Origin of the sequence: Tabrizicola sp. YIM 78059 (assembly GCF_004959785.1) — a bacterium.
GTDB classification, from domain to species: Bacteria; Pseudomonadota; Alphaproteobacteria; order Rhodobacterales; family Rhodobacteraceae; genus Tabrizicola; species Tabrizicola caldifontis.
In genome coordinates this window covers 301772-320851 of sequence record NZ_SJZH01000001.1, presented here as the reverse complement: position 1 = coordinate 320851, position 19080 = coordinate 301772, and the positions used below count along the sequence as shown (strand labels likewise).

Below are 19080 nucleotides of genomic sequence, written 5' to 3'. Positions count from 1 at the left end.
CGAAGACATGAAACGGGGGCGCCATGGGCGCCCCCCATCATTTACAGCCAGCGATCATAGTCACTGACCAGAAGGTGCAGCGGAGGCTCGTCCTCGTCCACATCGGCGAAGCGGCCGATGGGCTGGACAAAGATATTATCGGTCAGATCGTCGTTCACGGTCGAGACCTCGCCGATCAGCACGTCGCCGCCTTCGCCCCAGAAGGCGTGCCAGTCACCCGGCATCAGCGTGACGCTTTCACCCGGTGCCAGCTTCAGCTTCTCGCCCGGGCCATAAGACCGCGCGATACCGTCGCAAAAGACCGTTCCGCCCCGGTCCTCGGCAAAGCGCCCCAGGTCGTCCGAACCGTAAAGTTCGATCACCAGAGTCGCGCCGCCGCGGTTGATGATATCCTCGGCCTTTATGACATGGGTGTGCATAGGCGACAGCTGGTCCTTGCGGCTGATCAGCAACTTTTCCGCGTAGCACATGCCCCCGCCGCGCTTAAGGTCGGCCAGCCGCCCGTTGCGCAGCGTGAAAAGGAAAAGCCCCATCTCGTCAAAGCGGCCCTGGCCGTAATCAGTGATGTCCCAGCCGCAGCGCGCATCGATCAGGGCGCGGGCAACCTCTTTCCGGGCCTTGAACTCGTCGGGTGTCCAGTAGGCAAAGGGCGGCAGGACAAAGCCGTGGCTGCGGATCATCTCGTCTGCGGCGCGCATGATGTCGTTGATGCGGGATCGTTTCATCTTTTCCTCTCACGGATTCGCACGGAAAGATGACCCCATTTCGCAGAGCTTGTCACCCAAGGCGGGCCATCTGCCGCCGCAACACGGTGAAGCACCTCCAGTCCGGGTTCTGGCAGAGCGTCAGGGTCTGCCGCCGGGCTACGCAAAGCACAGAGGTCGCTCTGTCCCTTCCGGGCTGCTCAGGGTGCGCGACGACGCCGGAAAGCGTTCGCACATGCCGCAGGATCAGGCAGCAGTCCTTGGCGGACCCGCACCCTGCTATTCCAGCCAAGTCATTGATTTTATGGCGCACCCGACAGGATTCGAACCTGTGACCTCTGCCTTCGGAGGGCAGCACTCTATCCAGCTGAGCTACGGGTGCCTGCGCTGGTCTTTAGCGGAACGTTACGGCGGTTTCAACGGCAATCGGCGTTGACCAGAGCCGTCTGTTGCCAAAGCGCCCGCCGTGGCGACAGAGCGGGCGCATCGGGCATCGGGCTCTTGACCGAATCTCTTCAGAATTGCGCAGTAAGGCGCACAATCGACCCTGAGGAATATTCCGTGCCCCTGCTGCCTCGCATCCTGCGCGCCCCGGCACTGCCGCTTTCCTTCTCCAGCCTTGCCCTTCTGGCCGCTTGTGGCGGGGGCGGCGACGGGCGAACAGACCTGTCCGCGTATCTGCCCGACTTCGCAGCCCCACCACCCATCGCCATTTCGCTGCTGAGCCGTGGCTACCTGTTCGACGAAGCGGCGGTGACGGCCAGTCTCGCGGCGTTGCTGGCCCGGCCCGAATACGACAACGGTGCCGGAATCGCCTGGCTGCGTCAGTTCATCGACCCCGGCGTGCCTGCCGGTGCCACGAACCAGCCCCTGCGTTCTTCCGGGGCGGCCTTTGCACATGCCGCAGGGTTGACCGGGACAGGCCAGGTGATCGCGATATCAGACAGCCACATCTCGGCCACGCATGAAAGCCTGGCCGGGCGCGTCACCGTCGTGTCAAACGGGCCGGCGGTCGTCTGCGGACCATCGGTCTGTTACGACGACGAACACGGCACCTCGGTCGCCTCGGTGGCGCTTGGATTTTCGCCGAACTTTGTCGGCACCGCGCCGGGGGCGACAGCGATCTTCGGCTACTACGGCGACCCTGGACAGTGGACCAAACTGAGCGAACTGGGCCAGGCGGCGATCACTGCCAAGGCCGTGGCCTGGAACAATTCGTGGGGCTATGGCGGTCTTTCCGCCGACCAGTCGGGCTTCAACGCGGCCTTCGCCGGCCCGGACGGGGCGGCCTACTACAACACGCTGCACGCCTATGCCGTCAATCGCCCCGGCCCCGACCCCGAAGGGGTGGTCGTCTTCGCTGTCGCAAACGCGGACACCGGCGGATCCGGCATCATGGATGGCCTGCCCTGGCTGCGGCCAGAGTTCGAAGCCGGCTGGCTGGCCGTGGCCAACGGCGTGCCGACCGTGTCGCTGGATGGGGATGTGACGTCGGTGCATCTGCTGTCTTCGCCCTGCTACCAGTCGGCGCGCTGGTGCATCGTGGCCGACGGCTCGTGGGATGCAGCGGTCTATGGCGGGGCGATTTATGACGAAACTACTGGCTCGTCCTTTGCCGCACCGCAGGTTGCAGGCGCGCTGGCCCTTCTGGCCGAAGCCTTCCCCGACCTGACACCGCACCAGTTGCGTGTGCGGCTGCTTGCCTCGGCCGATACCCTGTTCAGCGGCTTCGCTGCCGATGATCGCGTTGAACTAGCCGCCGGGTTCTTCAAGGATTATTCGGTGATCTACGGCCATGGCTTCCTGGATATCGAGGCCGCGCTGCGGCCGATCGGGGCGGTCACGCTGCCGCTGGCAAACGGAATGGCCTTGCACACAGACACGCCACCGCTGCGCACCGGCAGCGCCTTTGGCGATGCGGTGGAACGGTCTCTGGCAGGAACCGAGGTCGGGGTGCGCGATGCGCTGGCTGCAGGTTTCGTCATGCCCGGCGCTGCGTTGGCTTCGGGTGCACGGCCCGGGGCACAGGCAGGTCGGCTGCTGGCGCAGGGCCTTGGCGGCAACCTTACGGCAGAACGGATGGCCGAACCCGCCGCGCTGGCCACCCCCTTTGCCGCCCATGCCGGACCGGTAGCAACCCTGACCACGCCGGATGGCACTGCCAGAGCATCGATCCTGCTGCCGACGGAAGGATCGCAGACCGCCGGCTTCAGCCTGAGCCGAGCCCTGACTGACGGCGCAACACGCATCGAGATGGGGGTGAAGCTCTTGCGCGACGACGGCGACCTGACAAGCATGGACAGCAGGAATACCGCGACCATGGCGTCGGTCACACTCGGCATCACGCAGGATCTGGGCGCAGGCGCCTTCCTGGCGCTGTCGGGCGAAGTGGGCGTCACCGACCTTGGCGGCGAAACCGCCTTCGGGGCGACCGGCTCTGCCCGGTTTGATGCAGTCAAGCTGACGGCAGGGCAAGGCGGGATCTTTTCAGCCGGCGACCGGCTGTCCGTGGGGATCGGCATGCCGCTGGCCATTTCTGCGGGCCGCACCAAGCTGGAGCTGCCAGTGGTTCGCAATGGCGCCTCGACCGGATTCGAAAGCGTGGCGCTGGACCTTGCCCCGCAGGACCGCCAGCTGGATCTGGAAATGACTTACCAGACAGCGTTGACCGACGGGCTAGAGATGAAACTGTCGCTGATCCGATCCGACAATTTCGGCAACCGCGCCGGGGAACGCGACACCAGCGGCGCACTTGCCTTCGCCTTCCGCTTCTGACCTGAAAGGCCCACGGATCACTCGTGAAATCCGTGGGCCCTTGCCCGGTCAGGCAAATAACTCATGCGCCAGTTCCAGCGCGCTGACAAGGGCGTCCACTTCCTCGGTAGTGTTGTAAAGCCCGAACGACGCCCGGCACGAGGCGGTAATTCCCAGATGTTCCATCAGAGGCATGGCGCAATGGGTGCCAGCGCGCACGGCGATGCCCCGCTTGTCCAGGATGGTCGAGATGTCGTGCGCATGCGCCGCGCCGTCCAACGTGAACGAGAAGATCGCCCCCTTCGTGGCCGACTGACCCTGAACGTTCAGCCAGTTCAGCCCCGCCAGCCTGTCGCGGGCGTAATCGCGAAGGCTGCGCTCATGCGCGGCGATATTCGCCATTCCCAAGTCCATCAGATAGTCAAGTGCGACGCCCAGCCCGATCTGCTGCACGATACCGGGGGTGCCGGCCTCGAACTTCATCGGCGGGTCGTTCCAGGTGACGGTGTCGCGCGTCACCTCGCGGATCATGTCGCCGCCGCCAAGGAAGGGGCGCATCTCAGCCTGACGGTCGCTGCAGATGAAGATCGCCCCGGAACCACTTGGTCCATATAGCTTGTGTCCGGTGATGGCGTAGAAGTCGCAGCCAATGGCCTGAACATCGACCGGCATGTGGACGGCGGCCTGCGACCCGTCCACCAGGACCGGTACGCCCTTTTCCCGCGCGCCACGGCAGATTGCCGCGACATCGACCACCGTGCCCAGCACGTTCGACATGTGGGTAACGGCAACGAGCTTCGTCTTCGGACCGATGGCATCGATCACCGCCTGCGGATCAAGGTCGCCCTTGCCGTCTACCTCGACCCATTTAAGCACCACGCCCTGCCGTTCGCGCAGTAAGTGCCAGGGAACGATGTTGGCATGATGCTCCATGATGCTGAGCACGATCTCGTCGCCCGCCTGCAGCCGGGGCGCGGCCCAGGCATAGGAGACAAGATTGATCCCTTCCGTCGTGCCGGTGGTAAAGATGATCTCGTCCTCGGATCCGGCATTCAGGAAGCGGGCAACTTTGCCGCGCGTCGCCTCGTACTTGTCGGTGGCGAGGTTCGAAAGATAGTGCAAGCCACGGTGAACATTGGCATATTCCATCGAATAGGCCCGTGTCACCGCATCGATGACCACCTGAGGCTTCTGTGCGCTTGCGCCGTTGTCCAGATAGACAAGCGGCTTGCCGTTCACCTCGCGGCCGAGGATCGGAAAGTCGGCGCGGATTTTCCGGACGTCATACACCACCTTGCAAAGCCTCCGGGCCGATGAACAGCGACAGGACAAAGACCACGATCAGCGCCACGGCGAAGGTGGTGGCGAAAATCCCGGCCAGAACCTTCCCGCGCGAAGCAAAGCCGTGAAGTTCGGCGATGAAGCTGGACAGCAGCCAGAAGAACAGGATCAGGCCGGCGATGTTGACAATGCCCGCCAGAGGCGGCGCAAGGATCAGTGCCAGAAGCTGCACCACCTGCACCCCCAGCATGATGACCTGCAACCAGACGACGATCAGCAGCGTGTCAGGCAAGCTGCCGTGCCCGCCCCAGGCGCGACCGATCTGAAAGATCAGAAAGACCGAAATAACGAGGATCAGCCACTGGATCACCGCTGTGCGGATCGGGCTTTGCATCAGGAACTGGCTCATCTGGTCATTTGCGGGTGGAAGAAGCAGGAACCCCAGATGCATCAGCACCGCCGAAGCCACCGCCATCAGCAGAAGGCCCGCGGTGCGCGCGGGAAGCGGCACGTCCATCGACAGAAGCGTGCGTGCGCCACGGCGCGGGTCCTGCACCGACAGCCGCGCCAGGGAAATGATCTGATCGCGCAGGCCCGTCATCCGCGTTCCACCTCGTGCAGCATGGTGAACCAGAGCCACAGGAACGCCAGTCCCACTGCCGTCGTCACCGCGTAAAGCCCCGGCCCCGGCCCGATCATCCCGCCGACCATGCCTTGCAGCAGCATCAGCGGCCCCACCGTCGCCAGCGCCCAGAACAGTGCGATGCGTGCACCATACCATGTTCCCCGCCCGCCAAGCGCGCCCGAGACCAGCCGGCTGAGCGCGGCCAGACCATACCACAGCGGAATGGTGGCCAGAACCGCGAAAGCCCGCGCCAGGATGCGCGGCGCGGCCGATGGTTCGCCCGCAAGAAAGGCTTCGCGCGCCGCAACCGGCCACTGGCCGATGAAGGCAAGCATCAGGAATACTAGCAGCAGCGAAAATGCGAAGGGCTCAGACACCCCCCGCGCCAGATGCCGACGCACGGCCGCCCTGGGCGACCGCCAGGTGGCGACAAGATCGGTGGTGACCGTCATGCGCCTGCCTTGGCCGCGTGCCGTGCCAGCCAGGCTTCCAGCCGGCCACGGATGTCCTCGGCAATGGCCTCGTCAGCCACCTCGTCGATGGCTTCGGCCAGGAAGGCCTGAACCAGAAGCGACTGTGCCACCACGCGCGGCACGCCACGCGATTGAAGGTAGAACAGCGCGGTCTCGTCGATCGCGCCCGAGGTGGATCCGTGGCTGCACTTCACGTCGTCGGCGTAGATTTCCAGTTCGGGCTTGGCAAGGAACTGGCTGTCCTCATCCAGAAGCAGGCTCTGGCTGATCTGGTAGCCATCCGTCTTCTGTGCACCGGGCTTCACAAGGATCTTGCCCTGGAACACGCCGGTCGCGCCATTCATCAGCACCTTCTTGAACACCTGCCGGCTTTCGCAATGTTCGGCCGCATGGGTGATGAACACCGTGTCGTCATGATGGAAGTCGCCGTCGCCCACCGCCGCACCGGCAACATGGGCGACCGAGTCTGGCCCGCAAAGCTCGATCACCGCCTCGTTCCGCGTGAGCCGCCCGTTCGCGGTCAGCGTGAAGGACTTGAACAGTGCTTCCGCCCCCAGACGGGCGAAGACATGCGTCACCGCCCGGCGTTCGTGATCGCGTCCCTGTACGCGGATGTGGTGGAAACGCCCGCCATCCGCGATGTCCACCTCCATCACCTTGCAAAACCGCGCCGCGGCCGGGCCGCTTTCAAGCACTGTCAGTTCGGCACCGGCCTCGACCTTTATGCAGTGATGCAGGATCGCATCGGATGTCTCTGAATTATGAACATAAACCAGTGCGATCGGCCTTGTCGCCCGGCCGGTGGCCCGGATCAGTACGCCGTCGGTCGCGTAGGCCGTGTTCAGCGCCGCATAGGGCCGCTGCACGGGGGACTGGCCCCGGGCCTCAAGCACGCCATAGATCCCCTGAGCCCAATGGATGTCGGAGCCACCCGCCTGCGAGAGGCGCTCGATCTCCACCCCCGCAAGCGACAGGTCGTCCGAAGCTGCGGCATCGAAGACACCATCGACGAAGACAATCCTAAACCGGTCGATCCCGTCGAAGGCGGGGGCCTCGTCGCCGGGCCGGAACACTGCCGCCACAGGGGCCTGGGGCGCATTCAGGCTCGCCGGATCGGTATAGCGCCAGTATTCGTCACGCCTGGCCGGCAGGCCCATGGCAGCCAGCCGGGCCCGGGCCGAGATCCGCGCCGCGCCCAGCCAGCCTGAGCACTCGGGCAACCGCAGGGCAGCCTCGCGCGCCGCCAGCGCCGTTTCCTTCGCAGCCGCCAGAGCCATCAACCCACCTCGCCCAGGATGTCGGCATAGCCGTTGGTTTCCACCTCCAGCGCCAGTTCAGGCCCACCGGTCCGGATGATCCGGCCACCTGCCATGATGTGCACGACATCAGGCCTGATATGGTCCAGAAGCCGCTGGTAGTGGGTGATCACGAGGAACGACCGCTTGCCGTCACGCAGCGCATTCACCCCGTCCGAAACCAGCTTCATCGCATCCACGTCAAGGCCGCTGTCGGTTTCGTCCAGGATGCACATGCGGGGCTCCAGCATGGCCATCTGAAGGATTTCGTTGCGCTTCTTCTCACCACCCGAGAATCCGACATTCACCGGACGCTTCAGCATGTCGGCATCGATCTTCAGCGCCTTGGCCTTTTCGCGCACGACCTTCAGGAAATCGGCTGCCGACAGTTCCTCTTCCCCGCGCGCCTTGCGCTGGGCGTTCACGGCGGTGCGCAGGAAGGTCATGTTGCCGACGCCGGGGATCTCCACCGGATACTGGAACGCCAGAAACAGCCCCGCCGCGGCGCGTTCCTCTGGCTCCATCTCCAGAAGTTCCTGCCCCTCCAGCATGGCCGACCCTTCGGTAACCTCATAGCCTTCGCGCCCGGCAAGCACGTAGGACAGCGTCGACTTGCCCGACCCGTTGGGCCCCATGATCGCATGCACCTCACCGGGGCCGATCTTCAGATCGACACCACGGAGGATGACCTTGTCCTCTTCCTCAAGTTTGACGTGCAGATTCTTGATTTCCAGCATCTTTCTCATCCTGTGAATGTCGGGCGACCATCAGATCGGGTCGGAAAACATGCGATCACCCGGATCGGCAATCCGGGAGCTATCGGGCCGGGCAAGATGGGCCAGCGCGCCATCCGGCCCGCCAGCGCGTCCTTGCGGGCCCGCCTTTTGACGTCTTGGCAGCCGGCCTCCAAACGTCTTTGTCGAAAGGCACCACGATCGACCACCTGGCCCGCAGCCGTTCCGCCAGGCCCGCCGCGCAGTGACGCCCGCGGATCCGCCAAAGCAGCGGATTGCACCACTGGGCCCGGCCAGGCACGAAAGACACGCGCCGGCCGGTTGCCTTTCAGCTTCGATATCATGCACGGACGTGTCATGGCACCGGTGCAACAAGGTAGTTGATGTTTGCCGAATAGCGCCGGAACTGCTCGACCACGCGATAGCCGGAACCTTCCAGCCAGGCGGCAAAGCCCTGCGCATTGGCGTTGTCCACTTCGATGAACATCTTCGGCCGATGCGTGGCCAGCATGCCGCTCATGCCGGAAAGCACTGCCAATTCCATGCCTTCCACGTCGATCTTTATGAAATCGAAGCGCTGCCCGGCAAGCAGCGTGTCCGCGCGCTCAAGCCGGATCGCTCCTTCCCCTTCGACGGCCCGCGCCCCTCCCAGATTTCTGCCGGAGTATCGGAAGCCCACATTTTCTTTCCGCTGGTCCGACAGGCCGACACCAAGAAAAGACCCATCGACCACCTTCGCAAGGCCGTTCAGCCAGACGTTGCTTTCCAGCAGCGCGATTGCCGGGGGGTTCGGCTCGATGCAGACGATCCGCGACGCGTGAAGGAACTTCGCAACATAGATGGTGTGGTTCGCGACATTGGCCCCGACGTCAAGGAAGGTTCCGCCTATGGGAAAATGCCTGGCGATGATGGCAAGTTCTTCCTGCTCATAGAACCGACCTTCCATGTGACAGCGCTGGATCGCGTCGAACGGGTTGCCGACGGTAAAGAAGATCGGCTCGCCATGGATGACCGTCCGCACGACATGAGCAAGGGGCGATACGAACGTGCCCCTGCGCCGCCGCCCGGTCTGCACCGTGACGTTCACCCCACGCTTCCTTCCAGGCTGATCGCGACCAGGCTTTGCGCCTCCATGGCGAATTCCATCGGCAGGGCCTGGAGCACCTCCTTGCAGAAGCCGTTCACCACCAGGGCAACGGCTTCCTCTTCGTCCATCCCTCGAGAGCGGCAGTAGAACAGCTGGTCGTCGTCCACCTTCGAGGTGGTCGCTTCATGTTCCACGCGCGAGGAATTGTTGCGCACTTCGATATAGGGCACGGTATGCGCCCCGCATTTGTCGCCAATAAGAAGACTGTCGCACTGCGTATAGTTGCGGCTGTCCTTGGCCTTCGGATGCATCGAGACAAGCCCGCGATAGGTGTTCTGCGCCCGGCCCGCGCTGATGCCCTTGGACACGATGCGCGACTTCGTGCGCTTGCCCAGATGCACCATCTTGGTTCCCGTATCGGCCTGCTGGGCGTTGTTGGCGATGGCGATGGAATAGAACTCGCCCTGGCTGTCATCGCCGCGCAGGATGCACGAGGGGTATTTCCAGGTGATCGCCGATCCGGTTTCCACCTGTGTCCACATCACCTTGGCCCGGTCGCCGCGGCAATCGGCGCGCTTGGTGACGAAGTTGTAGATGCCGCCCCGGCCCTGCTCGTCGCCCGGATACCAGTTCTGGACGGTGGAATATTTCACCTCGGCATCCTTCAGGATCACGATCTCCACCACCGCCGCGTGCAGCTGATGCGTGTCACGCTTGGGCGCAGTGCAGCCTTCCAGATAACTGACGTAAGACCCCTCGTCTGCGATGATCAGCGTCCGTTCGAACTGGCCGGTGTTTTCCGCGTTTATGCGGAAATAGGTCGAAAGTTCCATCGGGCAGCGCACGCCCTTGGGCACATAGACGAACGACCCGTCACTGAACACGGCGCTGTTCAGCGTGGCGAAGAAGTTGTCCGTCGGCGGCACGACGCTGCCCAGATACTGTTTCACCAGCTCGGGGTGTTCGCGCACTGCCTCGGAGATGGAACAGAAGATCACGCCGGCCTTCGCCAGTTCCGCCTTGAAGGTCGTGCCGACCGAGACCGAGTCGAACACGGCATCCACCGCCACCTTGCGCGGTTCATCCGCCCCTTCGACCCCGGCCAGAAGCATCTGTTCCTTCAGCGGAATCCCCAGCTTTGCGTAGGTGGCCAGAAGCTTCGGATCCACCTCGTCCAGGGACTTGGGCTTCTGCGCCATGCTCTTGGGTTTGGCGTAGTAATACTGATCCTGATAGTCGATTTCCGGGTAATGCAGCATCGCCCAGCGGGGTTCTTCCATCTTGACCCAGCGCCGGTAGGCCGCCAGACGCCAGTCCAGCAGCCATTCGGGCTCGCCGTTCTTTTCGCTGATCAGGCGCACGATGTCCTCGTTCAGGCCCTTCGGCGCATATTCCGTCTCGATCTCGGTTTCCCAGCCGTACTTGTACTTGCCGGCCATCGCCTGGACGGTTTCGATCGTCTCGCGGTCCACCCCTTCACGGATGTCCTGGGCGGCAGTTTCAACAATCGCGTTCATCGACCCGTCTCTCCCTCATGCGGCCCGCGCGCGGGCCCTGGCATAGCCGGCGGTCCAGGCTTTCGCGAACCGCCCCACGTCATCCTTCGTCACCCCCGGGCCGATCGAGACCCGGATCGCCTGCGCCGCCAGCGCCTCGTCAAGGCCCATCGCGGTCAGCACGCGGCTTGCGCGCACCTTGCCGCTGGAACAGGCCGATCCCGCCGAGACAGCGAAACCCGCCAGATCCATCGCCATGACCTGGGTCTCGCCCTTCCATCCGGGCGCGATCAGGCAAAGTGTGTTCGGCAGCCGGGGCGCGGCATTCCCGACAGAAATAGTCCCATTTCCTGCTGCCGACAACTCTGATTCTAGAATATTTCTAATTTCGGCAACCTCGTCCCACAGTCCGTTTGCAAGGTCGCGCTGCGCAGCTTCGGCCGCGGCGGCAAAGCCCGCGATGCCGATCAGGTTCTCGGTTCCCGCACGGCGGCCCATTTCCTGCCCGCCGCCTTTCAGTTGCGCCGGCACCTCGACCCCGTGTCGCACCACAAGGGCGCCGATTCCCTTCGGACCGCCCAGCTTGTGCGCCGAAACCAGGCCCATGTCGCAACCCAGCCAGTTGAAAGACAGGGGAATCTTTCCGAATGCCTGTGTGAGGTCGCTGACCGCAAGGCCGGGCGGCAGATCCTGAAGCACCCCGGTCTCGCTGTTGGCAAATTGCAGTGCCGTGTGCCCCGCGTCGGCCACGGCCACCCGACCCTGCGCGTCCGTCGGCAGGCTGACATCACACCAGGCGGCCACTGCGTCATGCTCGATCCCCGCACAAACCAGCCCGCGCCCGGCACATGCCAAGGCCGCGGCCTCGGTCGCCCCCGAGGTGAAAACGATATCCGACCCGTCCGCCCCCAGCGCAGCCGCAATCTTCGCGCGGGCCCTTTCCATCAGCGCCTTGGCGGCCCGCCCCTCGGCGTGGACAGACGAGGGGTTGCCCACCACCTCCATCGCCGCGACCATCGCGGCCTTCGCCTCGGGCCGCAGCGGTGCGGTTGCATTCCAGTCAAGATAAAGTCTGGTCACGACCCGGTCCTTCCTCTCTGCCCAAATATCCCACGGGGGTCCGGGGGTGTGAAACCCCCGGCGGCCGCCACGGGCACAAGGGTCTCATTCCTCGTCCACCACGCGGAAAAGCGAGGGCACCGCAGGACAGGGCGTCAGGTCGTTGTTCACCACGTCAGACAGCCGCACCTGATGCAGGAAGACATAGACGTTCGCCGACAGGCTCTCCCACAGCCGGTTGGTCAACGATTGCGCCCGTGTACCCGAAACCGCCCCGCTGGCCCCTGCCCCGGTGTGCATGGCATCGACAGTTTCCTCGACCGCCTGCATGACTTCCGAGATGCGGATCTGGTCGGGGCTTTTCGCCAGCTTGTAGCCGCCGCCGGGGCCACGCACCGCCTCGACCAGGCCTGCCCGACGCAGCTTGACGAAAAGCTGCTCGAGATAGGCCAGCGATATGTCCTGCCGCTTCGAGATGGCGGCCAGCGACACCAGTTCATTGCCGCCAGACTGTGCCTCGACCAGCGCCAGGTCGGCAAGCGCGACCATGGCATAGCGTCCCTTGGTCGAAAGTTTCATCGCCACCTCCTGGCGCGAAAAATGCTGGTGCCAAGCCGATTGACGCCACGCCTTGCGCGCATTACCTCAGTCCGGACCCGATGAACAGGCACCCAAGCGCCCTTTAGAATGGTTCTAAATTAGTCGAGCGAAAGCGTCAAGAAACCGCGCGCTCCTGCATGAGAAGAGGCCCATGCCCGAGGTAATATTCGCCGGCCCCGACGGTCGTCTGGAAGGCCGCTACCACCCGCAGAAAGACCGCGACGCACCCATCGCCATCGTTCTGCACCCGCACCCGGCCTATGGCGGCACGATGAACAACAAGGTGGTCTACAACCTGCACTACGCCTTCTACAACCTTGGCTTCACGGTGCTGCGATTCAATTTCCGCGGTGTCGGGCGCAGCCAGGGCGAGTATGACCAGGGCATTGGCGAGCTGTCGGATGCGGCCGCGGCGCTGGACTATCTGCAGTCGATGAACCAGAACGCCAAGCACTGCTGGGTCGCCGGCTTCAGCTTCGGCGCGTGGATCGGCATGCAGCTGCTGATGCGCCGGCCCGAGATCACCGGCTTCGTCTCGGTCGCGCCTCCTGCGAACCTGTACGACTTCTCGTTCCTTGCGCCCTGCCCCTCTTCGGGCCTGATCATCAATGGCACCGCCGACAAGGTTGCCCCACCCAAGGACATCCGCGCGCTGGTGTCCAAGCTGCACGAGCAGAAGGGGATCACCATCACCCATGCCGAGATCGAGGGGGCGGATCACTTCTTCAAGGACGAAGAAGCCCACATGAAGCCGATGATCGACACGGTGACCGAATATGTCCGCCGGCGGATGACCGAGGTGACGCGCTAGCATGACCAAGCTTCAGGATCTTGCCGACAAGCTGGCCGAAGATGTCCTGGCCGCCGAGGCCGAGCTTGGGGACGACCGGTTCTACGAAAAGATCGCCAAGGTGCTGATGGCCGCCTCGCCCACGTTTCAGGAGGCCTTCATGACCTCGATCCGCGTTCGCCTGGCCGAGAGACGGGGCCGGGAATTCCTGAACCAGGCCCTCGCGGCCAGGCGCGGAGAGGTCGAGGAAGAACCCGTCGCCCCGGTTGATTTCGGTGGCATGGGCCATTGACGCAGCGGCTTGAGCAGCAGTTCGCCTTTCTGAACGAGGCCGACCGGCTGAAACACGTCATGCGCGCCACCACGCTGGTCGATGGCTCGCGTCCCGAGAATTCAGCAGAACATTCCTGGCATCTTGCGCTTTATGCGCTGGTCCTGGCCGATCAGGCCGGGCCGGGCGTGTCGGTCGACCGGGTCATCCGGATGCTGCTCATCCACGATCTGGTCGAGATCGACGTGGGCGACGTACCAATCCATGCCCAGAACGGTCAGGCCCATGCCAGCCCGCAGACACAGGCGGCCGAGGCAAAGGCTGCCGAGCGGATCTTCGGGCTGCTTCCCGACGACCTGGCGACCGCCCTTCGCAGCCTGTGGGAAGAATTCGAAGCCGCCGAAACCCCGGACGCCCGCTTTGCCAAAAGTCTCGACCGCGTGCAGCCGGTGATGGCGAATCTGATGTCGGGCGGTGGCACCTGGGCGACCTACAACGTCACCTACGACCAGCTGGAAACACGGGTCGGCAGCAAGATCGCAAAAGGAGCACCCGGCCTTTGGGAATGGGTGAAGGCGAAGGCGCGTCCCTGGTTCACCTGACCGATCAGGGAGACGGCGGCCATTCGCCACCCACTGTTCAGTCTAGGGGGCAAGATCATTGGCTGGCAGGCGGCAGGCACCCGCGACAAATGGTATACAATCGCATACCGCCCTTCCCATGCGTCCGATTTTCCGCTATGCAGCGCGCAACCGAATCCACAGGAGGTCCCGATGTCGAAGATCAAGGTTGAAAACCCCGTCGTCGAGCTCGACGGCGACGAGATGACCCGGATCATCTGGGATTTCATCAAGAAGAAGCTGATCCTGCCCTATCTCGACATCGACCTGAAATACTATGATCTGGGGATCATGGAACGTGACCGGACGAATGACCAGGTCACCGTCGATGCCGCCCATGCGATCCTCAAGTACGGGGTGGGGGTCAAATGCGCGACGATCACGCCGGACGAGGCGCGGGTCCAGGAGTTCGGCCTGAAACAGATGTGGAAGTCGCCGAACGGCACGATCCGCAACATCCTGGGCGGCGTCATCTTCCGCGAGCCGATCATCTGCCGGAATGTTCCGCGTCTCGTGCCCGGATGGACCAAGCCCATCGTTGTCGGACGCCACGCCTTCGGCGATCAGTATCGCGCGACCGACTTCCGCTTCCCTGGCCCCGGCAAGCTGACCCTGAAATTCGTGGGCCAGGATGGCGAGGTGATCGAGCGCGAGGTCTTCGATGCCCCCGGCGCCGGGGTGGTCATGGGGATGTATAACCTTGACCAGTCGATCATCGACTTCGCCCGTTCATCGTTCAACTACGGCCTGATGAAGGGCTGGCCGGTCTACCTGTCCACAAAGAACACGATCCTCAAGGCCTATGACGGGCGGTTCAAGGATCTGTTCCAGAAGGTTTACGAGGAAGAGTTCGAGGACCGGTTCAAGGCCGCAGGCATCCACTATGAACATCGGCTGATCGACGACATGGTGGCCAGCGCGCTGAAGTGGTCGGGCGGCTATGTGTGGGCCTGCAAGAATTATGACGGCGACGTGCAGTCCGACACCGTTGCGCAGGGCTTCGGCAGCCTTGGCCTGATGACCAGCGTCCTGATGACGCCCGACGGCAAGGTGGTCGAGGCAGAGGCAGCCCACGGCACCGTCACCCGCCACTACCGCGAACACCAGAAGGGCCGCGAGACCTCGACCAACTCCATTGCCTCGATCTTCGCCTGGACCGGCGGGCTGAAGCACCGCGCCAAGCTGGATGGCAACGATGCCTTGATGAACTTTGCCACCACGCTGGAAAAGGTGACCGTGCAGACGGTCGAGGACGGCTATATGACGAAGGACCTGGCGCTTCTGGTCGGACCCGACCAGAAATGGCTGACCACCATGGGCTATCTGGAAAAGGTGGACGAATACCTGAACAAGGCGCTGAAGGGCTGAAACCTGTTGCTGGCGTAGGGTGCGCTGCATCGCACCGCATGCCCGCCACGACGACACCGGGGCCGGAGGGCAACCTCTGGCCCTTCTTCGTGCGCCCGACAAATTAGGTCAGCATTATTGACTTTCATCATGCCTTGCGCCACATCGGATCCACGACAAGGACTCCGCCATGCCAGACCGGCCTGACCAGATCGCCGACCGCCCGCGCCACAGCGCGGCAGATGACGCACAGGGCATTGCCTTCGGCGTCACCATGGCCGCGCTGGGGATGCACATCCTGACCCATATGGGCTTTGTCACCGGCCAGACCACCGGCCTTGCGGTACTGATCGCGCACTGGACCGGCCTTCCTTTCCCGCCGGTCTATTTGGCGGTCACCCTGCCCTTCCTCGGAATCGCCTGGCGGCGGATGGGCGCGGCCTTTGCGATCAAGACGCTGGTGACGACCGCGGCGCTTTCGGCTCTGGTGGCTCTCCTGCCAGGCTGGGTCGAGCTGGGCCGGATCGAGCCTGCGGTGGCCGCCATCCTCTTCGGCCTGCTCTTCGGCATCGCGGCGCTGGCGGCGATCCGGCATGGCGGCAGCTTCGGCGGACTTTCGGTCCTTTGGATCGAGCTGCAGGACCGCACCGGCTTTCCGGCAGGCCATGCGCAACTTCTGTCGGACGCGGCGATCTTTGGCCTGGCCGCGCTGATTCTGCCCTTCGACACGCTCGCCTACAGCTTCCTTGGCGCTGCGGTCTTTTCGCTGTTCCTCGCCGTGAACCACCGGCGCGACCGCTATATCGCGGCGTAAGGTTCCTCTGGCCTTTCCGGGCGGCCTGCGCTATCGCCGCCCCAAACCGCAAGAACGAAAGTGATTTCTCCGATGGAGCTTCGCAACATCGCCATCATCGCGCATGTCGATCATGGCAAGACCACGCTGGTGGACGAGCTGCTGAAACAGTCCGGCGCCTTCCGCGACAATCAGGCCGTCACCGAAAGGGCGATGGATTCCAACGACATCGAACGAGAACGCGGCATCACCATCCTGGCGAAATGCACCAGTGTCGAATGGCAGGGCACCCGGATCAACATCGTCGATACCCCCGGCCACGCCGATTTCGGCGGCGAGGTGGAGCGGATCCTCAGCATGGTGGATGGCGTCTGCCTCCTGGTCGACGCCGCCGAAGGCCCGATGCCGCAGACCAAGTTCGTGCTGACCAAGGCGCTGGCCCTTGGCCTGCGTCCGATCGTGGTGCTGAACAAGGTGGACAAGCCCGATGCCGAACCCGACCGCGCGCTGAACGAGGTGTTCGACCTTTTCGCCAATCTCGGCGCGACCGACGAGCAGCTGGATTTCCCGCATGTCTATGCCTCGGGCCGGTCGGGCTGGGCGGATCTGGAACTGGACGGGCCGCGCAAGGATCTCTCGACGCTCTTCGACCTGATCGTGCGCCATGTGCCGGCGCCGAAACAGCTGGCACGGCAGGACGAACCCTTCTCGATGCTGGCGACCACGCTGTCGGCCGACCCCTACCTGGGCCGCATCCTGACCGGCCGGGTGGAATCGGGCCGGATCAGCACCGGCGCGACGCTGAAGGCCCTGTCGCGCATCGGCGAGCGGCTGGAGCAGTTCCGCGTGACCAAGATCCTCGCCTTCCGCGGCCTGTCGCAGCAGCCGATCGACGAGGCGGTAGCGGGCGACATCGTGACGCTTGCGGGGATGACCAAGGCCACCGTGGCCGACACGCTTTGCGCGCTGGAGGTGGACACCCCACTTCCCGCGCAGCCCATCGACCCACCGACGATCACCGTGACCTTCGGCATCAACGACAGCCCGCTTGCGGGCCGCGACGGAACCAAGGTGCAGTCCCGCGTCATCCGCGACCGGCTGATGAAGGAGGCCGAACAGAACGTCGCAATCAAGGTCGCCGACACCCCCGGCGGCGAGGCCTTCGAGGTCTCGGGCCGTGGTGAGTTGCAGATGGGCGTGCTGATCGAGAACATGCGGCGCGAGGGGTTCGAACTGTCGATTTCGCGCCCGCGCGTGATCATGCGCGACATCGACGGCGTCCGGCACGAGCCGATCGAGGAAGTCATCATCGACGTGGACGACGAATACACCGGCGCCGTGATCGACAAGCTGACGGGCGAGCGCAAGGGCGACCTCGTCGAGATGAAACCCGCCGGCACCGGCAAGACGCGGATCGTGGCGCATGTGCCCTCGCGCGGGCTGATCGGCTATCAGGGCCAGTTCCTGACCGACACGCGCGGCACGGGCGTGCTCAACCGCATCTTCCACGGGTGGGCGCCGCACAAGGGCCCGATCCAGGGCCGCCGCCAGGGGGTGCTGATCTCGACCGAAAGCGGCGTCTCGGTCGCCTATGCGCTGTGGAACCTGGAAGAGCGCGGCCGCCTGTTCATCGGGCCGCAGGAACAGGTCTACGTCGGCATGATCATCGGTGAACACAGCCGCGACAACGACCTTGAGGTAAACCCCCTGAAGGGCAAGAAGCTGACCAACATCCGCGCCTCGGGCTCGGACGAAGCGGTGCGGCTGACCCCGCATGTGAAGATGAGCCTGGAAGAGGCTATCGCCTATATCGACGATGACGAACTGGTGGAAGTCACGCCCAAGATCATCCGCCTGCGCAAGCGCCTGCTGGACCCAAACGAACGCAAGCGGGCTTCACGCAAGGATTGAGGCCCGGCATCGGGCGGGCGATGCGGCACCCGCCCGCCCTGCTCAGGCGGCGGCGGCAAGCCGGCAGGGCAGGAACGGCTCGATGCGAACCTTGTCTCCTTCGAAGGTGCAGAAACTGGCGGGGGGCACTTCCTCCCAGCCGTGTTCTTCGGCCTCGAGCGGTTCGGAAACGACTGCCCTGCCCTGCCGTGTGTCCGACCATCGGTGCCAGAGCGAGGGTGCGGCATCGTCGGTGGCGTAGCGCACGGCATAGAGCCGCTGCCCATCCGCCAGAGCCGCCGTCATCCGCAAATGCGGCGCCTGGCCCTTTTGCCGGGACAGCCGGATGAACCGGGCCGCCGCACGCTCCAGCGCGCTGCGCGGGTCATCATCCAACCCTTCGGCCAACGCCACAAGAAACAGCGCCTCGCTGTCGGTCGCCCCCTTGCGATGCGGGTACAGCGCCTCGGGGATCATCATGTCGGCATCGCGCCGGAACGCCTCGTATCCGCCGACCTGGCCATTGTGCATGAAACTCCACCGCCCCTGGGTGAAGGGGTGGCAGTTGTTGCGGCTGGTGGCCGTGCCGGTCGAAGCGCGGACATGCGCAAGGAACAGATGCGACTGCACCTGTGCCGTAAGGCTGCGCAGGTTCGGGTCGGACCAGGCCGGCAGAACATCGCGGAACAGGCCGGGTTCCGGCCTGGCCCCATACCAGGCTATCCCGAACCCGTCGGCATTTATCGCGGTGTGGCACTGCGTGGCGCAGTGACTTTGGTGGATCAGACTGTGGCCGGGGCGGCTGACGATCTCTTCAAGAAAGATCGGCGCCCCGGTGTAGGCGGCCCAACGGCACATCAGCGTGCCCCCGTGGCTGAAAGGATCATCTGCCCGAACCTTTGTTTTTCTGCAAGTCTAGCAGAAAATTCGCCGACCGGCAGGGTTGGTCCATTCAATTGTCTGAAAGCCCTACGCGATTTCCTCCACCACAACCAGGTCGCGAACGGAAGCGCCCTTCGCATGGGCCAGCGCGGCCTGATAGGCGGCCGAGTTGTAGCACGCCACCGCGGCCTCCAGGCTGGGAAAGCGGGCAACCACGTTACGGGCCCGGTCGTTGCCTTCCAGCTGCACATAGCGGCCGCCGCGGGCAAGAAAGACCCCGCCGTGCGCCGCGATGGCGGGGCCGGCTTCCTTTGCATAGCGGCCATAGGCCTCGGCGTCGGTCACTTCGACATGGGCGATCCAGAGTGCGCTGGGCATG

Annotated in this window: 19 protein-coding genes and 1 tRNA gene; 7 read left to right on the top strand and 13 right to left on the bottom strand. The window is 64.1% G+C overall.

Features of this window, described 5'->3' with window-relative positions; all coding sequences use genetic code 11:
* Positions 1–41 precede the first annotated feature (41 nt).
* Both EZM81_RS01495 and EZM81_RS01490 read right to left on the bottom strand, forming a co-directional pair.
* On the bottom strand, positions 42–725 hold the full coding sequence (locus tag EZM81_RS01495) for a D-lyxose/D-mannose family sugar isomerase (RefSeq protein ID WP_135446943.1): 684 nt from the start codon (positions 723–725) through the stop codon (positions 42–44).
* Between the two features lie 284 nt (positions 726–1009).
* Positions 1010–1086 (bottom strand) — tRNA-Arg (locus tag EZM81_RS01490).
* Between the two features lie 179 nt (positions 1087–1265).
* On the opposite strand from EZM81_RS01490, the gene EZM81_RS01485 reads away from it, so the two are divergent.
* A complete protein-coding gene (locus EZM81_RS01485) occupies positions 1266–3479 on the top strand; it encodes a S8 family serine peptidase (protein ID WP_169052276.1) in 2214 nt (737 codons plus the stop codon).
* Positions 3480–3527: 48 nt separating this feature from the next.
* Here the strand turns inward: EZM81_RS01485 and EZM81_RS01480 are convergent, their stop codons facing one another.
* The 9 genes from EZM81_RS01480 to EZM81_RS01445 form a co-directional block, all read right to left on the bottom strand.
* A complete protein-coding gene (locus tag EZM81_RS01480; RefSeq protein ID WP_136644523.1) occupies positions 3528–4748 on the bottom strand; it encodes a cysteine desulfurase in 1221 nt (406 codons plus the stop codon).
* Complete coding sequence (locus EZM81_RS01475; RefSeq protein WP_169052275.1) at positions 4741–5340, bottom strand: YIP1 family protein; 600 nt, start codon at positions 5338–5340, stop codon at positions 4741–4743. The genes EZM81_RS01480 and EZM81_RS01475 overlap by 8 nt, the downstream gene beginning before the upstream one ends.
* A complete protein-coding gene (locus tag EZM81_RS18175) occupies positions 5337–5816 on the bottom strand; it encodes a YIP1 family protein (protein ID WP_169052274.1) in 480 nt (159 codons plus the stop codon). Before EZM81_RS18175 ends, EZM81_RS01475 begins: the two co-directional genes overlap by 4 nt.
* On the bottom strand, positions 5813–7114 hold the full coding sequence (gene sufD / locus EZM81_RS01470) for a Fe-S cluster assembly protein SufD (protein ID WP_135446950.1): 1302 nt from the start codon (positions 7112–7114) through the stop codon (positions 5813–5815). Before sufD ends, EZM81_RS18175 begins: the two co-directional genes overlap by 4 nt.
* Complete coding sequence (gene sufC / locus EZM81_RS01465) at positions 7114–7869, bottom strand: Fe-S cluster assembly ATPase SufC (RefSeq protein ID WP_136644521.1); 756 nt, start codon at positions 7867–7869, stop codon at positions 7114–7116. Before sufC ends, sufD begins: the two co-directional genes overlap by 1 nt.
* A 352-nt stretch (positions 7870–8221) precedes the next feature.
* Positions 8222–8953: an FkbM family methyltransferase gene (locus EZM81_RS01460; protein ID WP_136644520.1), complete on the bottom strand. Its 732-nt coding sequence runs from the start codon at positions 8951–8953 to the stop codon at positions 8222–8224.
* Positions 8950–10470, bottom strand: coding sequence for a Fe-S cluster assembly protein SufB (gene sufB / locus EZM81_RS01455; RefSeq protein ID WP_135446958.1), 1521 nt, complete (start codon positions 10468–10470; stop codon positions 8950–8952). Before sufB ends, EZM81_RS01460 begins: the two co-directional genes overlap by 4 nt.
* Positions 10471–10485: 15 nt before the next feature.
* Positions 10486–11529, bottom strand: coding sequence for a cysteine desulfurase family protein (locus EZM81_RS01450; RefSeq protein WP_136644519.1), 1044 nt, complete (start codon positions 11527–11529; stop codon positions 10486–10488).
* 84 nt (positions 11530–11613) lie between these two features.
* Positions 11614–12087 (bottom strand): Rrf2 family transcriptional regulator, encoded by a 474-nt coding sequence (locus tag EZM81_RS01445; RefSeq protein WP_135446962.1) that lies wholly within the window; start codon positions 12085–12087, stop codon positions 11614–11616.
* A gap of 172 nt (positions 12088–12259) precedes the next feature.
* Here EZM81_RS01445 and EZM81_RS01440 point away from each other — a divergent pair, with 172 nt between their 5' ends.
* The 6 genes from EZM81_RS01440 (at position 12260) to typA (ending at position 17840) form a co-directional block, all read left to right on the top strand.
* A complete protein-coding gene (locus EZM81_RS01440; protein WP_135446964.1) occupies positions 12260–12919 on the top strand; it encodes an alpha/beta hydrolase in 660 nt (219 codons plus the stop codon).
* Between the two features lies 1 nt (position 12920).
* The gene (locus EZM81_RS01435) at positions 12921–13190 is read left to right on the top strand and encodes a hypothetical protein (protein WP_135446966.1); all 270 of its coding nucleotides are present in this window, start codon (positions 12921–12923) and stop codon (positions 13188–13190) included.
* On the top strand, positions 13187–13771 hold the full coding sequence (locus tag EZM81_RS01430; RefSeq protein WP_135446969.1) for an HD family hydrolase: 585 nt from the start codon (positions 13187–13189) through the stop codon (positions 13769–13771). The genes EZM81_RS01435 and EZM81_RS01430 overlap by 4 nt, the downstream gene beginning before the upstream one ends.
* A gap of 171 nt (positions 13772–13942) precedes the next feature.
* Positions 13943–15157 (top strand): NADP-dependent isocitrate dehydrogenase, encoded by a 1215-nt coding sequence (locus EZM81_RS01425; protein WP_136644518.1) that lies wholly within the window; start codon positions 13943–13945, stop codon positions 15155–15157.
* A 169-nt stretch (positions 15158–15326) separates the two neighbouring features.
* Positions 15327–15950 carry a YitT family protein gene (locus EZM81_RS01420; protein WP_248298100.1) on the top strand — a complete coding sequence of 208 codons (624 nt, stop codon included), beginning with the start codon at positions 15327–15329 and terminating at the stop codon, positions 15948–15950.
* A gap of 72 nt (positions 15951–16022) precedes the next feature.
* Entirely contained in the window at positions 16023–17840 is a 1818-nt protein-coding gene (gene typA / locus EZM81_RS01415) for a translational GTPase TypA (protein WP_136644517.1), read from the top strand.
* Positions 17841–17882: 42 nt separating this feature from the next.
* On the opposite strand, the gene EZM81_RS01410 is transcribed toward typA, so the two are convergent.
* Positions 17883–18629, bottom strand: coding sequence for a class II glutamine amidotransferase (locus EZM81_RS01410; protein ID WP_371685713.1), 747 nt, complete (start codon positions 18627–18629; stop codon positions 17883–17885).
* A gap of 159 nt (positions 18630–18788) precedes the next feature.
* The gene (locus EZM81_RS01405; protein WP_136644515.1) at positions 18789–19079 is read right to left on the bottom strand and encodes a DUF1330 domain-containing protein; all 291 of its coding nucleotides are present in this window, start codon (positions 19077–19079) and stop codon (positions 18789–18791) included.
* Position 19080 lies beyond the last annotated feature (1 nt).

Bases quoted from the DNA above. Each gene is read 5' to 3' on its own strand.
- EZM81_RS01440 (WP_135446964.1), top strand. From the start codon at position 12,260: ATGCCCGAGGTAATATTCGCCGGCCCCGACGGTCGTCTGGAAGGCCGC.
- EZM81_RS01405 (WP_136644515.1), bottom strand. From the start codon at position 19,079: ATGCCCAGCGCACTCTGGATCGCCCATGTCGAAGTGACCGACGCCGAG.
- EZM81_RS01435 (WP_135446966.1), top strand. From the start codon at position 12,921: ATGACCAAGCTTCAGGATCTTGCCGACAAGCTGGCCGAAGATGTCCTG.
- EZM81_RS01425 (WP_136644518.1), top strand. From the start codon at position 13,943: ATGTCGAAGATCAAGGTTGAAAACCCCGTCGTCGAGCTCGACGGCGAC.
- sufC (WP_136644521.1), bottom strand. From the start codon at position 7,869: ATGCTGGAAATCAAGAATCTGCACGTCAAACTTGAGGAAGAGGACAAG.
- EZM81_RS01495 (WP_135446943.1), bottom strand. From the start codon at position 725: ATGAAACGATCCCGCATCAACGACATCATGCGCGCCGCAGACGAGATG.
- EZM81_RS01475 (WP_169052275.1), bottom strand. From the start codon at position 5,340: ATGACGGGCCTGCGCGATCAGATCATTTCCCTGGCGCGGCTGTCGGTG.
- EZM81_RS01420 (WP_248298100.1), top strand. From the start codon at position 15,327: ATGCCAGACCGGCCTGACCAGATCGCCGACCGCCCGCGCCACAGCGCG.
- sufB (WP_135446958.1), bottom strand. From the start codon at position 10,470: ATGAACGCGATTGTTGAAACTGCCGCCCAGGACATCCGTGAAGGGGTG.
- typA (WP_136644517.1), top strand. From the start codon at position 16,023: ATGGAGCTTCGCAACATCGCCATCATCGCGCATGTCGATCATGGCAAG.
- sufD (WP_135446950.1), bottom strand. From the start codon at position 7,114: ATGGCTCTGGCGGCTGCGAAGGAAACGGCGCTGGCGGCGCGCGAGGCT.
- EZM81_RS01445 (WP_135446962.1), bottom strand. From the start codon at position 12,087: ATGAAACTTTCGACCAAGGGACGCTATGCCATGGTCGCGCTTGCCGAC.
- EZM81_RS18175 (WP_169052274.1), bottom strand. From the start codon at position 5,816: ATGACGGTCACCACCGATCTTGTCGCCACCTGGCGGTCGCCCAGGGCG.